Source organism: Brucella sp. LJL56 (genome assembly GCF_054871705.1).
Genome location: NZ_JBTXLQ010000001.1, coordinates 1,591,687 through 1,603,532 on the forward strand (window position 1 = coordinate 1,591,687; position 11,846 = coordinate 1,603,532).

An 11,846-nucleotide genomic window follows, 5' to 3' on the forward strand; every position below is an offset into this window, starting at 1 on the left:
TGAAAGGGCCGGATAACCGGCCCTCTTCATATCTTGCGCTTTATATTTTTCTGAGCGCCACTTCCTCGATCAGATGATCGCTGCCCTTGCGCAGGATCAGATCGGCGCGCGGACGTGTCGGCAGAATATTATCCTTGAGATTCTTCAGGTTGATATTGTTCCAAAGCCCTTCGCCAATCGAACGCGCCGCATCTTCCGAAAGTTGCGAATAGCGATGGAAGAAGGATTCCGGATTGACGAAGGCGGTTTCCCGCAATCGCATGAACCGGTCGATATACCATTTGTGGATCAGCTTCGTTTCCGCATCGATATAGATCGAGAAGTCGAAGAAATCGGAAACGAAGGGCACCATCTTGCCGTCTTCCGGCAGATCGCGCACCTGCAGCACATTGATGCCTTCGAAAATCAGAATATCCGGCTTGTCGACGATCTGATATTCGCCGGGCAGTACATCGTAGCTCAGATGCGAATAGAGCGGCGCACGCACCTGGCTCATGCCAGCCTTGATCGCCGATAGAAAGCGTAAGACAGCGCCGACATCATAGCTTTCGGGAAAACCCTTGCGCTCCATCATGTTCTGCTCGCGCAGAACCGCATTGGGATAGAGAAAACCGTCGGTCGTCACCAGATCGACCTTCGGGCTCGAAGGCCAGCGTGCGAGAAGTTCTTTCAGGATACGCGCGGTCGTGGATTTTCCCACCGCAACCGAACCGGCGATGCCGATGATGAAAGGCGTCTTGAACGATTCCTCCATGTTGAGGAACTGCTTGCGCTGCTCGAACAGAAGCTGGCTCGCCTCCACATGCGCCGACAGCAGCCGCGACAGCGACAGATAGATGCGCCGTACCTCGTCGAGATCGATGGGATCACCCAGCGAGCGCAGCCGCTTGACCTCGTCATAGGTCAAGGTGAGCGGCGTGTCGGCCCGAAAGCCCGCCCATTCCTCAGCCGAGAAGAAACGGTAAGGCGAATAGCGCGACGGGGTGAGCTGATCGACTTTTTCCCACATGAATGTCTGCCCCTCAGGTCGTTGTCTGAGCATGATCTTATCCGGAAACCCCGGAAACCGGTTCCCGCTTTTCGGAATCATGCTTTTGGACGGCTGGCCTTTTCCGCCAGACCAGTCTGCGCCGTGCGATGCTGCAATTCCTGCAGAACCTCATTGAGCGGCACCTCCGCAATCTTGAGGACCACCAGCAGATGATAAAGCAGATCGGCGCTTTCGGTGACCACTTCTGCACGGTTGCCTTCAACAGCAGCAATGACCGTTTCCACGGCTTCTTCACCAAGCTTTTTGGCGGCTCGTATCTGTCCCTTGGCAATGAGGCTTGCAGTATAGGACGATCCATCCGTCGAATTTGCACGCTCCGCGACGATGCTTTCAAGGTCGGAAAGGGTGAACTCAGTCATCGGATTTCCTTCAGATTTTATACTCAACGGACTGGGTCGAGCCGCATCGGAATACCCGCTTCAGCCATATAGCGCTTGGCTTCGCCAATTGTATAAGTGCCAAAGTGGAAGATGGACGCCGCGAGAACTGCCGTCGCATGGCCGTCGCGAATGCCTGCCACCATGTGATCGAGATTGCCGACGCCGCCCGATGCAATCACCGGAACGCGTACGCTGTCGGCAACGGCACGCGTCAATGCCACGTCGTAACCGACCTTGGTGCCGTCGCGATCCATCGAGGTCAGCAGGATTTCACCGGCGCCGAGGCTCACCACCTTCTGCGCAAACTCCACCGCGTCGATGCCGGTTGTCTGGCGGCCGCCATGGGTGAAGATTTCCCAGCGATCGACTTCACCAACACCTGAAACCTTCTTCGCGTCGATGGCAACGACAATGCACTGATCGCCGAACTTGTCGGCAGCTTCAGCAACAAATTCCGGGTTCTTCACCGCGGCCGTATTGATCGAAACCTTATCGGCACCGGCCAGAAGCAACTTGCGAATGTCAGAAACCTGACGCACACCGCCGCCAACCGTCAGTGGCATGAAGCACTGTTCTGCCGTCCGGGCCACCACATCGAAAATTGTCTCGCGATTGTCCGAAGACGCCGTGATGTCGAGGAAGCACAATTCGTCTGCGCCCGCCGCATCATAGGCGCGGGCAGCTTCCACCGGATCACCCGCATCGATCAGATCGACGAAGTTCACGCCCTTGACGACGCGTCCGTCTTTCACATCGAGGCAAGGAATTACACGTGCTTTGAGTGTCATGCTGAAGCCCTCAGAACCGCTAGTGCTTCTGCCGGATCAATGCGGCCATCATAAAGCGCGCGACCGGAAATCGCGCCTTCCAGCTTGCGGGCATCGGGTGCAGCAAGGCGCTTGATGTCATCCATCGAAGCGAGGCCGCCTGATGCGATCACTGGGATGGAAACGCTGTCTGCGAGACCGAGGGTCGAATCCCAGTTGATGCCAGCCAGAACGCCATCGCGGTCGATATCCGTATAGATGATGGCGGCAACGCCTGCGCCTTCAAACTTTTTCGCCAGTTCCACCACGCCAAGCTCGGAAGCCTCGGCCCAACCTTCAACGGCGACATAGCCGCCCTTGGCATCGATCCCTACGGCAACCTGACCCGGAAATTCCTTGCAGGCTTCGATCACCAGTGCCGGATCGCGCACGGCAACCGTACCGAGGATTACGCGGCGCAGCCCCTTGGAAAGCCAGTTCTCGATATGCTGGAGCGTACGGATACCGCCACCGAGCTGAACCGGGTTTTTCGTGGCTTTCAGGATCGCTTCCACAGCCTTGCCATTGACGCTTTCTCCAGCAAAGGCACCGTTGAGATCGACCACATGCAGCCATTCAAAGCCCTGATCCTCGAAGGCCTTGGCCTGTGCTGCCGGGTCTTCATTATAGACGGTAGCCTGATCCATGTCGCCAAGCTTCAGGCGCACGCATTGACCGTATTTCAAATCGATGGCGGGAAAAAGGATCATATCTTCAAGGCTTCCATTTCAGGAAATTGGCAATGAGCGAAAGGCCGAGAAGCTGGCTCTTTTCAGGGTGGAACTGCGTGCCGACCATATTGTCGCGACCGACGGTTGCGGTGACGTCGCCGCCGTAATCGGTCACAGCCAGAACATCGACCTTGTTCTTCGCATCGAACATATAGGAATGCACGAAATAGGCATGCAAGCCATTCTCGCCGGTCTCGATACCTTCGAAAATCGGGTGGGAATGTTTCACGTGAATCCTGTTCCAGCCGATCTGTGGAATTTTGAGCGCCGGATCGGATGGCGTCATTTCACGCACGTCGCCCGCGATCCAGCCAAGACCCTCGGTCACTTCCTTTTCAAGGCCACGCTCCGACATGAGCTGCATGCCGACGCAGATGCCAAGGAAGGGATGCGCCTTTTTCAAAACCACATCTTCCAGCGCTTCCACCATGCCCGGAACGGCATGGAGGCCGCGACGGCAATCTGCATAGGCGCCAACGCCCGGAAGCACGATGCGGTCAGCCGTCGCCACGCGGTCGGCATCCGCCGTCAGTTCGATTTCTGCTGCGATACCGCTCTCATGTGCTGCGCGCTCAAAAGCCTTGGTGGCCGAGCGCAGATTGCCGGAGCCGTAATCGATGATTGCAACACGCATTTTCAGTTTTCTCCGCGATGACCGACGAATCCGATCGTCGAGCCAAATGAGGAATAGGTGGGACGAGGGGCCTGCTGTGCCCATTCCGGCGCAGGCTTATCCGCAAGAGAGGCTGCTGGCCGCGTCGCATCTTCGAGGCCGTGGAAATAGCGGATTTCTGCTTCTTCCAGATCGGATGCATCGATGACCGCCTTTTCAACAAAGCCTTGCCGCCTGAGCTTGGCTATCTTCCAGTTGACGCCTTCCAGCGCCACAAACAGCGATACGAGCAAGGTCAGCAACGGAACCGCATCGGCGATGCCGAAATACGCTCCGGCAAATCCGAGCAGGGTTGTGATGCCCAGGACGGCAAAAGCTTCAAACCACAGACGCTGTGTCAGAAGCCAGACGAAGGGCAGGACCAGCGCCAGCACATGGAATCCGTCGCGCACAAACACGGCTTGCTCAAAGTTTTGAGTGTCTTCCGGTTCAAGAACGACAAATTGCGCCATGGCTTACCCTTTCAGCGAACCCTTGGTGGAGGGGATTGCATCCTTCTGGCGTGGATCGGTATCAAGCGCCGTGCGCAGAACCCTGGCAACCGCCTTGAAGATCGATTCTGCAATATGGTGGTTGTTGGCGCCATAATGATTGTTGATATGGAGCGTGATACCCGCATTCATTGCGAACGCCTGGAAGAACTCACGCACCAGCTCGGTATCGAACGTGCCGATCTTGGACGTCGTGAACTTCACATTCCAGACCAGAAAGGCGCGCCCCGATACATCGACGGCGGCGCCGGTCAGCGTATCGTCCATGGCAAGGTCCATCGAGGCATAGCGCACGATGCCGCGCCGCTCGCCCAAGGCTTTGGCAATGGCCTGACCAAGCGCGATGCCCGTATCCTCGACCGTGTGATGATCGTCGATATGCAGGTCGCCCTTGGCCATGACGCGCATATCGATGAGCGAATGTCGGGAAAGCTGCTCCAGCATGTGATCGAAGAAGCCGACACCGGTGGTGATGTCGAACTTGCCGACGCCGTCCAGATCGACGGAAACGGCGATGCTCGTTTCCTTGGTCGAGCGCTCGATGCTTGCCTTGCGGGTGCTTTCTGCAGTCATAAGCTTTCCTCATTCAATAGCTTGGAGGCGTTCTAGAACAGCTTGCCCGCTTTGCCAATTCCTTTTGCCGGTTTGGCAAGCTGCAAATCGGCATTTGCAATTCGTCCGTACGTTCTTAAATATTCTCAGCGAAGCACGATTCATCCACCGCTGGTTGGCCGAAGCTGTTTCTCTAACAGATGAAGGGGCATCTGCAATTGCCTTCCGGGATTGCATATGCCGCCAAAGGAGCATCCATGATCGAACATCATCCCACGACAATTTACGGCACGACCATTGTTACCGTGCGCAAGGACGGCAAGGTCGTCATTGCCGGTGACGGACAGGTTTCGCTCGGCAACACCGTCATGAAGGGCAATGCGCGAAAAGTTCGCCGCATCGGCAAGGGCAATGTTATTGCCGGTTTTGCCGGAGCCACCGCCGACGCCTTCACCCTTCTGGAACGCCTCGAAGCGAAGCTCGAACAATATCCCGACCAGCTCATGCGGGCTTCGGTCGAACTTGCCAAGGACTGGCGCACCGACCGCTACCTGCGCAAGCTGGAAGCCATGATGCTGGTTGCCGACAGCAAGGTGACGCTGGCACTGACCGGCACCGGCGACGTGCTTGAACCCGAACATGGCGTGATGGCCATCGGTTCGGGCGGCAATTATGCGCTGGCCGCCGCCCGCGCGCTGGTCGATACGGACAAGTCAGCCGAGGAAATCGCCCGCAAGGCGATGGATATCGCCGCCGACATCTGCATCTACACCAACCACAACATCATCGTGGAAAGCCTGGACGCAGAATGAGCTCGCTGGCGCAGGCCTCTAAACCGAGTGCGCAACGCTGGGGTCTGGGCGCCCTGATCGTTCTCGCCATAGTCGCGGTACAAGCCTTCTGGCTCTATCTCGACGGGCGGATTGCCATGTGCGAATGCGGGACCATAAAATTATGGTCGGGTTCGCTGAAATCGGAGAACTCGCAGCATATATCCGACTGGTATACGCTGTCGCATATCATCCATGGCTTTCTGTTCTACTGGCTGTTCACTGTCATCGCACCCAAAGCCCCGCTCGGCTTGAGGCTTGCAGCGGCGGTCGGCATCGAAGCGGTATGGGAACTGGTCGAGAATTCGAATTTCATCATCGAACGCTATCGCGCCAATACGTCCTCGGTGGACTATTTCGGCGACAGCATCGTGAATTCGGTTTCCGATACGCTCGCCGCCGCACTTGGCTTTCTGATCGCCGCCAAACTGCCAGCAAAGATAACCGTCGCCATCGCGCTGTTCATGGAAGTTCTGGCGCTGATCGTCATTCGCGACAACCTTACGCTCAACGTGATCATGCTGCTGCATCCGTTCGAGTTCATCAAGCAGTGGCAAAGTGGGTTATAATTATGAGTAATTTCTCTCCCCGTGAAATCGTTTCGGAACTCGACCGCTTCATCATCGGCCAGAACGACGCCAAGCGCGCAGTCGCCATCGCTTTACGCAATCGCTGGCGCCGCCAGCAGCTCGAAGGCCAGATGCGCGAAGAGGTCATGCCGAAAAACATCCTGATGATTGGACCAACCGGCGTCGGCAAGACGGAAATTTCCCGCCGCCTCGCAAAGCTGGCCAATGCGCCTTTCGTCAAGGTGGAAGCGACCAAATTCACCGAAGTCGGTTATGTCGGCCGCGACGTCGAACAGATCGTCCGCGATCTTGTCGAGGCAGCTATCACGCTCGTCCGTGAAAAACGCCGCGACGACGTGAAGGCCAAGGCGCATCTCAATGCGGAAGAACGCGTGCTGGATGCGCTGGTCGGCAAGACCGCAAGCCCCACCACGCGTGACAGCTTCCGCAAGAAGCTGCGCAACGGCGAAATGGACGACAAGGAAATCGAAATCGAGGTCGCAGACACCGGTTCCGGCCCAAGCTTCGAGATTCCTGGCATGCCGGGCGCCAATATCGGCGTCATGAACCTGTCCGACATGCTGGGCAAGGCCATGGGCGGCCGCACCAAGACGCGCAAGACCACGGTCAAGGATTCCTATCCGATCCTGATCAACGATGAATCCGACAAGTTGCTGGACCAGGACCAGATCATTCAGGAAGCGCTCCGCGTTACCGAAGACGAAGGCATCGTGTTCATCGATGAGATCGACAAGATTGCATCGCGGGAAGGCGGCATGGGTGCCGGCGTGTCACGCGAAGGCGTGCAGCGCGATCTGTTGCCACTGGTCGAGGGCACGACGGTTGCCACCAAATACGGGCCGGTGAAGACCGACCACGTGCTTTTCATCGCATCGGGCGCCTTCCACGTATCCAAGCCGTCCGATCTTCTGCCGGAACTGCAGGGGCGCCTGCCGATCCGTGTCGAACTCAGCGCACTGACGCGTGAAGACTTCCGCCGCATTCTGACGGAAACGGAAGCAAGCCTGATCAAGCAGTATATCGCCCTGATGGAGACGGAAGAGGTGACACTTGAAATCACCGATGACGCCATCGACGCCCTGGCCGACATCGCTGTCGACCTGAATGCATCGGTAGAAAATATCGGTGCGCGTCGGTTGCAGACCGTGATGGAACGCGTTCTCGATGAAATTTCGTACACCGCGCCTGACAAGACCGGAGCCAAGTTTGTCATCGATGCGGATTATGTACGGGAAAAAATCGGCACCCTTGCAAAGAATACCGATCTTTCGCGTTTCATCCTCTAATATCAAGGCGCTGAGATGCTGACGCATCACGCCTTGAAAAAGTTCAATCGCCACTCGGGCTTAACCAAAGTCCAATGAGTTTCACTCAATGGAGTTGGTATAAAAGTGACCAGAAAGCCACGGCCCGAGTTCACTTTCGCAAATACTGCAAAAACCCCTCGACTTGCATCGGGGGGTTTTTTATTTTCCCCGCAACTTTTACCGAATATTCACCATATCAGGACCGTTTCCTCACAATGATCAGAATACCGGGGATCAGAATACCGGGCGCAAAATCACGGCGCATATTTGCTGGATTTGTGCTGGCTCTCAGCCTTGCCAGTCAGAGTGCCTATGCGGCAACGGTCGTGCCTCCGGGCAATCGCAGTGCTGAACAACCGCCGGTTCCCGGCGCATCTGCCAAGCGCACGCGTGAACTAAGCACGACTTACGAGAAGAAATATCAGAAGATTTATAATCTCCTGAAGAAGGATGCCTCGCTGCGCTCCAAGATCCGCTCGACGGCAGCAGCCTATGGTATCGATCCCATTCATATCGTCGGCGCGATCGTCGGCGAGCACACCTATAATGTCGACGTCTACGACCGGCTCCAGACCTATTACGTCAAGGCCATGTCCTATGTGAACCAGGGCGTGAGCTTCGGCTACAACGGTGAAAGCATCGGCCAGTTCATCAAGCGGCCCGAATTTGCCGACTGCCTGAAACACAAGGACAGCTATTCGCTGTGGTCCTGCCGCGAAAATGTCTGGAACAAGAATTTCCGCGGCAAATCGGTTGGTGGCAATGCTTATCCCAACAACCGTTTCAGCGCGGTCTTCTTCCAGCCTTTCTATGCCGGGCAGACATTCGGCCTGGGCCAGATCAATCCACTGACGGCCTTGCAGATGTCCGACATGGTGAACCGCGTTTCCGGTCTGCCCAAGCTCAATGCTGAAGACGGCAACGTGGTCTACAAGACGATCATGGACCCCGATCTGACGCTGCCTTACATCGCGGCGACGCTGAAACAGTCGATCAACGCCTACCGCCAGATTGCCGATTTCGACATTTCGAAGAACCCCGGCCTCACTGCCACGCTTTACAATACGGGCGGCGCAGAAGCACGCGCGCGGGCTTTGGCCAATGAAAATGCCAAGCGAAAGGCCGATGGTCAGGAACCTGTACTGCCGCAGGAAAATTATTATGGCTGGCTGGTCAATTCGAAGCTCGATGAGCTGAAAGCGCTTTTCTAGTGGTCTGCTTCCGACATTTACATCCCTCGGATATGAGCGCTGAGCAAATGTCGGAAGCAAAAAGACCACTAGTAACTTTATGAATCTAATGGATTTTTCGAATTTGACGTTTGAAACGTGATTTATATCGGATGGGTATCAAACGTCAAATTCAATCCACTAGAGCGCGTTTCGATCTGATTGGATCGGATCGGCGCTCTGATCATTTGTTTTTACGCGCATCTTTTCTGATCGAAGCAGGATCAGAAATCAGTCCAGTGGACTGATTTCCCTGCGTAGGCGTTTTACACTTTTCGGGATGCGCTCTAATCAACTTGAACAGGCTTGATGCCGCGGCGGCGCTTACGCGCCGCCTCTATTTCCTCACTCAGATGCCTGATCGTCTCGCGGTCGATGATGCGGATATTGCGTGCCAGAAGATTGGCGAGTTCCGTTGCCTGCGGTGACAGGCCCGACGTATCGATCACCACACGCGGATGCGACACGGCAGCAAGGTTTTGTAACTCTTCCGCCTCGTCCCAGATGATATTGAAATAGGTGATGATGCGCTGAAGCAGGTCCCAGGTCGGCTGGCCGCGCCGGCCATGTTCCAGCGCAGACAGATAGGCGGGTGAAACGCGAAGCGCTGCCGCCATTTCCTTCTGCGTCACACCCCGTTCTTCCCGCAATTGGCGCAAGCGTATTCCAAATGGCGTCATCGCGGCCTATTTCCTCCCGGCAATGTCTGGCGTGGCATCTGTTGGGTCTGACGGCGAAGCCTTACATAAAGAGCGCCATGACCGCCATGATGACGTGCTGCATCCTCATAGGCACTCACCAGAAGCCGGAACAGCGGCGTGGAGAACCAGTGCGGCACCGCCTGTCGCAAAATCCCTTCGCTGCCGAATGAACGGCCTTTGCCGGTAATGACCATGACATGACGCAGGCCACGCGCATGCGCGCTGACCAGAAATCCATAGAGCAGACCGTGCGCCTCTCCCTGCGTCAGACCATGCAGGTCTATGCGGGCTTCAATATCGACACGACCTTTGGCGATCTTTCGATGCGTCGGTTTGTCGAGTGACTGAATCTGCATCTCGCTGAGCGCCGACAAGCCCTTTTTCGGTTTGCTCGCCTCCGCTGCCGGCTGGACCTTCGCTTTGGCAGGGCGCTTTTCTTCTTGCGCCATCAGTGATTTGAAGTCGGGAAGCTCGTCCGGTTTCGCCTTTGGCTTTATCAGCGGCTTTGCGGTTTTCGCGACCGTTTCCCACAGGATGCGATCTTCAGGCCGCAGGTAATCTTTTTCCGGTTTGTCGGTCTCGCGCACCATCCCGTTCAAGCCCCCAGGAGCTTGCGCGGCACCAGCGCATAGAAGTCCGCATCATCCTTCACGCCACCGGCGATCTCGCCCGCCATATCACCCGATCCGGCGAAAAGATCGCCACGAGCCGGGCCGACGATTGCCGTTCCCGTGTCCTGCGCGATCATCAGGCGTGCAAAGGGTTCGCCATCAAAGACGGTGACTGTCGGAGCGCAGACATGGATCGGCGTTCCGAATGTGTGGAGCAATTTGTCGACGGCAAGCGAGCGTCCGGCCGTGAGCGGAACTTTTGCAGCGGCAATCGGACCGGCATTCGGATCATCCACCGGTGCTTCCCGGAAGAAAATATAGGAGCGGTTCTGCCAGATGAGGTCGTCTGCCTTGTGCGGGTGCTCGGCCAGCCAGTGGCGGATCGACTGCATGGAAATTTCCGAAGCGGGAATTTCGCCATTGGCAACCAGAATGCGGCCGATGCCTGTAAACGGATGGCCGGATTTGGCTGCATATGTGATGCGCAGCAACCCGCCATCGTGCAGTTTCAGACGCGCGGCACCTTGCACATGCGCGAAAAAGGCATCGACCCGGTCTACCACGAAAGCGATTTCCAGCCCACGCCCGGAAAGACTCCCCCGTTCGATTGACTGTCGATCGTCATATTCGGCAAGGCCGTTCTCCGTCCGGCGCGCAAAGGCAAAGGACGGATCGAGACCTGCTGGACGGGCTTCATCCGTCACTTTCACCAGGTCGTCGGGCTGGCGCAGGAAGGGCACGTTGAACCGGGTGTCGGCCTCAAGGGAGGCTTCGATCTCCGGTTCATAGAACGCAGTTACAAAGCCTGTTCCCTGATCGGGAACGATCCGGCAAGGGATGAAATTCTGTTCGAAGAAAGCACGCGCTTCTTCCACACCCGGATTGTCGAGACTACGTGCAGCCGCAAAGATCGGCTCCAGCGCTTCGAAACGGATGCCCAGACTGCCACTCTTGTAAGTTTGGTGTGATGCGTAATCAGCAGAACGGCGAAACGCAGCAAATGCTGCGGACTGATCGTCCCGGTTCCAGCCCGGACAATCGGAAAAAGCCACCGGGCGCAAAATCCTCGCCAAGTCGTTCATCGCCGCATCCGTTTAAGCTTACACAAACAAAACAAAAAGGCCGCTGAGCTGGGTCAGCGGCCCGATTCATACGCTTTCTCTTAATCTTCCGCTTCGGTCGCGACAAGCTTCCAATTTGGATCACGCGAGCGCGTATCGCGTGCGAAGGTCCACAAATCCTTGATCTCGAGTACATTTTCCGGGTCGCCGTCGATCAGCTTGCCGTCCTTGTCATAGGTGGAGGAAATCATCTGGCTGACGATATTGACCGTCACATGCGCTTCCGACCCCTTCATCTCGGCGCCGGTGATTTCCGCCTTATCAATGCCGACAAAGGACGAACGCACGCTTTCGCCACGGGATTCGCGTTCATCGATAGCCGAAACGAACCCTTCGAAAACATCCTTTGAAAGCAGATTTTTCAGGACCTTGCGATCACCATCGGCATAGGACATCACGATCATTTCATAAGCGATCTTTACGCCATCCACGAAACTGGCCGGATCGAAGGCCAGATCGACAGCGTAAATGGCACGCAGACCGTCGTTGATCGGCGTGCCGGCCGGAGCGGCCTTGTCGATGGCGGTGAAATCCTTTTCGCCCGGACGGCGCGGCAGGGAGACGACATTGTCGGCCTCACCGCTTGCCGGTGCCGCATCGGCACTGCGGGCTGAAGTGTAAGGATCGAAGGGCGGTTTTTCACTTCCGGTACGACGGCCAAGAACATTCCTCAGCTGGAGAAAGATAATCACCGCTGCGATGAAGAAGAATATCGTGCCAAAATCAAAAAATTCCATGCCGCCTGCCGCTGATTGAAGGATCAGGCATTTCGC

The 11,846-nt window shown here is 56.4% G+C and carries 15 protein-coding genes; 4 read left to right on the forward strand and 11 right to left on the reverse strand.

What is annotated here, in order from left to right; genetic code table 11:
* Positions 1-40: 40 nt before the first annotated feature.
* The 7 genes from coaA to hisB all read right to left on the reverse strand — a co-directional run bounded on the left by coaA (position 41) and on the right by hisB (position 4,705).
* Complete coding sequence (gene coaA, locus ACYSN1_RS07635; RefSeq protein WP_105543317.1) at positions 41-1,009, reverse strand: type I pantothenate kinase; 969 nt, start codon at positions 1,007-1,009, stop codon at positions 41-43.
* Positions 1,010-1,086: 77 nt separating this feature from the next.
* Entirely contained in the window at positions 1,087-1,410 is a 324-nt protein-coding gene (locus tag ACYSN1_RS07640) for a phosphoribosyl-ATP diphosphatase (RefSeq protein ID WP_461725076.1), read from the reverse strand.
* A gap of 23 nt (positions 1,411-1,433) precedes the next feature.
* On the reverse strand, positions 1,434-2,219 hold the full coding sequence (gene hisF, locus ACYSN1_RS07645) for an imidazole glycerol phosphate synthase subunit HisF (protein ID WP_461725077.1): 786 nt from the start codon (positions 2,217-2,219) through the stop codon (positions 1,434-1,436).
* Positions 2,216-2,947 carry a 1-(5-phosphoribosyl)-5-[(5-phosphoribosylamino)methylideneamino]imidazole-4-carboxamide isomerase gene (gene hisA, locus ACYSN1_RS07650; protein ID WP_461725078.1) on the reverse strand — a complete coding sequence of 244 codons (732 nt, stop codon included), beginning with the start codon at positions 2,945-2,947 and terminating at the stop codon, positions 2,216-2,218. Before hisA ends, hisF begins: the two co-directional genes overlap by 4 nt.
* Before the next feature lie 4 nt (positions 2,948-2,951).
* Positions 2,952-3,602, reverse strand: a complete 651-nt coding sequence (hisH, locus tag ACYSN1_RS07655) for an imidazole glycerol phosphate synthase subunit HisH (RefSeq protein ID WP_461725079.1) — start codon at positions 3,600-3,602, stop codon at positions 2,952-2,954.
* Positions 3,603-3,604: 2 nt separating this feature from the next.
* Entirely contained in the window at positions 3,605-4,093 is a 489-nt protein-coding gene (locus tag ACYSN1_RS07660) for a DUF2628 domain-containing protein (RefSeq protein WP_461725080.1), read from the reverse strand.
* A 3-nt stretch (positions 4,094-4,096) separates the two neighbouring features.
* Positions 4,097-4,705, reverse strand: a complete 609-nt coding sequence (gene hisB, locus ACYSN1_RS07665; protein ID WP_461725081.1) for an imidazoleglycerol-phosphate dehydratase HisB — start codon at positions 4,703-4,705, stop codon at positions 4,097-4,099.
* Between the two features lie 236 nt (positions 4,706-4,941).
* Here hisB and hslV point away from each other — a divergent pair, with 236 nt between their 5' ends.
* The 4 genes from hslV to ACYSN1_RS07685 all read left to right on the forward strand — a co-directional run bounded on the left by hslV (position 4,942) and on the right by ACYSN1_RS07685 (position 8,622).
* Positions 4,942-5,496: an ATP-dependent protease subunit HslV gene (gene hslV, locus ACYSN1_RS07670; RefSeq protein WP_061344603.1), complete on the forward strand. Its 555-nt coding sequence runs from the start codon at positions 4,942-4,944 to the stop codon at positions 5,494-5,496.
* Positions 5,493-6,083: a DUF2585 domain-containing protein gene (locus ACYSN1_RS07675; RefSeq protein ID WP_461725082.1), complete on the forward strand. Its 591-nt coding sequence runs from the start codon at positions 5,493-5,495 to the stop codon at positions 6,081-6,083. Before hslV ends, ACYSN1_RS07675 begins: the two co-directional genes overlap by 4 nt.
* Positions 6,084-6,085: 2 nt before the next feature.
* A complete protein-coding gene (hslU, locus tag ACYSN1_RS07680) occupies positions 6,086-7,390 on the forward strand; it encodes an ATP-dependent protease ATPase subunit HslU (RefSeq protein WP_461725083.1) in 1,305 nt (434 codons plus the stop codon).
* 236 nt (positions 7,391-7,626) lie between these two features.
* On the forward strand, positions 7,627-8,622 hold the full coding sequence (locus ACYSN1_RS07685) for a DUF1402 family protein (RefSeq protein ID WP_461725084.1): 996 nt from the start codon (positions 7,627-7,629) through the stop codon (positions 8,620-8,622).
* 305 nt (positions 8,623-8,927) lie between these two features.
* On the opposite strand, the gene ACYSN1_RS07690 is transcribed toward ACYSN1_RS07685, so the two are convergent.
* The 4 genes from ACYSN1_RS07690 to ACYSN1_RS07705 form a co-directional block, all read right to left on the reverse strand.
* Positions 8,928-9,320 (reverse strand): helix-turn-helix domain-containing protein, encoded by a 393-nt coding sequence (locus ACYSN1_RS07690; protein ID WP_461725085.1) that lies wholly within the window; start codon positions 9,318-9,320, stop codon positions 8,928-8,930.
* The gene (locus tag ACYSN1_RS07695) at positions 9,317-9,931 is read right to left on the reverse strand and encodes a Smr/MutS family protein (RefSeq protein WP_461725086.1); all 615 of its coding nucleotides are present in this window, start codon (positions 9,929-9,931) and stop codon (positions 9,317-9,319) included. The genes ACYSN1_RS07690 and ACYSN1_RS07695 overlap by 4 nt, the downstream gene beginning before the upstream one ends.
* Before the next feature lie 5 nt (positions 9,932-9,936).
* Positions 9,937-11,034: a murein transglycosylase A gene (mltA, locus tag ACYSN1_RS07700; protein ID WP_461725087.1), complete on the reverse strand. Its 1,098-nt coding sequence runs from the start codon at positions 11,032-11,034 to the stop codon at positions 9,937-9,939.
* 80 nt (positions 11,035-11,114) lie between these two features.
* On the reverse strand, positions 11,115-11,810 hold the full coding sequence (locus tag ACYSN1_RS07705) for a Tim44/TimA family putative adaptor protein (protein WP_461725088.1): 696 nt from the start codon (positions 11,808-11,810) through the stop codon (positions 11,115-11,117).
* Positions 11,811-11,846: the final 36 nt, after the last annotated feature.

Excerpts from the sequence above, each read along its gene's own strand:
- ACYSN1_RS07675 (WP_461725082.1), top strand. The coding sequence starts at position 5,493 with ATGAGCTCGCTGGCGCAGGCCTCTAAACCGAGTGCGCAACGCTGGGGT.
- hisF (WP_461725077.1), bottom strand. The coding sequence starts at position 2,219 with ATGACACTCAAAGCACGTGTAATTCCTTGCCTCGATGTGAAAGACGGA.
- ACYSN1_RS07640 (WP_461725076.1), bottom strand. The coding sequence starts at position 1,410 with ATGACTGAGTTCACCCTTTCCGACCTTGAAAGCATCGTCGCGGAGCGT.
- coaA (WP_105543317.1), bottom strand. The coding sequence starts at position 1,009 with ATGTGGGAAAAAGTCGATCAGCTCACCCCGTCGCGCTATTCGCCTTAC.
- mltA (WP_461725087.1), bottom strand. The coding sequence starts at position 11,034 with ATGAACGACTTGGCGAGGATTTTGCGCCCGGTGGCTTTTTCCGATTGT.
- hisA (WP_461725078.1), bottom strand. The coding sequence starts at position 2,947 with ATGATCCTTTTTCCCGCCATCGATTTGAAATACGGTCAATGCGTGCGC.
- ACYSN1_RS07685 (WP_461725084.1), top strand. The coding sequence starts at position 7,627 with ATGATCAGAATACCGGGGATCAGAATACCGGGCGCAAAATCACGGCGC.
- hslU (WP_461725083.1), top strand. The coding sequence starts at position 6,086 with ATGAGTAATTTCTCTCCCCGTGAAATCGTTTCGGAACTCGACCGCTTC.
- ACYSN1_RS07690 (WP_461725085.1), bottom strand. The coding sequence starts at position 9,320 with ATGACGCCATTTGGAATACGCTTGCGCCAATTGCGGGAAGAACGGGGT.
- hisH (WP_461725079.1), bottom strand. The coding sequence starts at position 3,602 with ATGCGTGTTGCAATCATCGATTACGGCTCCGGCAATCTGCGCTCGGCC.
- ACYSN1_RS07695 (WP_461725086.1), bottom strand. The coding sequence starts at position 9,931 with ATGGTGCGCGAGACCGACAAACCGGAAAAAGATTACCTGCGGCCTGAA.
- hslV (WP_061344603.1), top strand. The coding sequence starts at position 4,942 with ATGATCGAACATCATCCCACGACAATTTACGGCACGACCATTGTTACC.
- hisB (WP_461725081.1), bottom strand. The coding sequence starts at position 4,705 with ATGACTGCAGAAAGCACCCGCAAGGCAAGCATCGAGCGCTCGACCAAG.
- ACYSN1_RS07705 (WP_461725088.1), bottom strand. The coding sequence starts at position 11,810 with ATGGAATTTTTTGATTTTGGCACGATATTCTTCTTCATCGCAGCGGTG.
- ACYSN1_RS07660 (WP_461725080.1), bottom strand. The coding sequence starts at position 4,093 with ATGGCGCAATTTGTCGTTCTTGAACCGGAAGACACTCAAAACTTTGAG.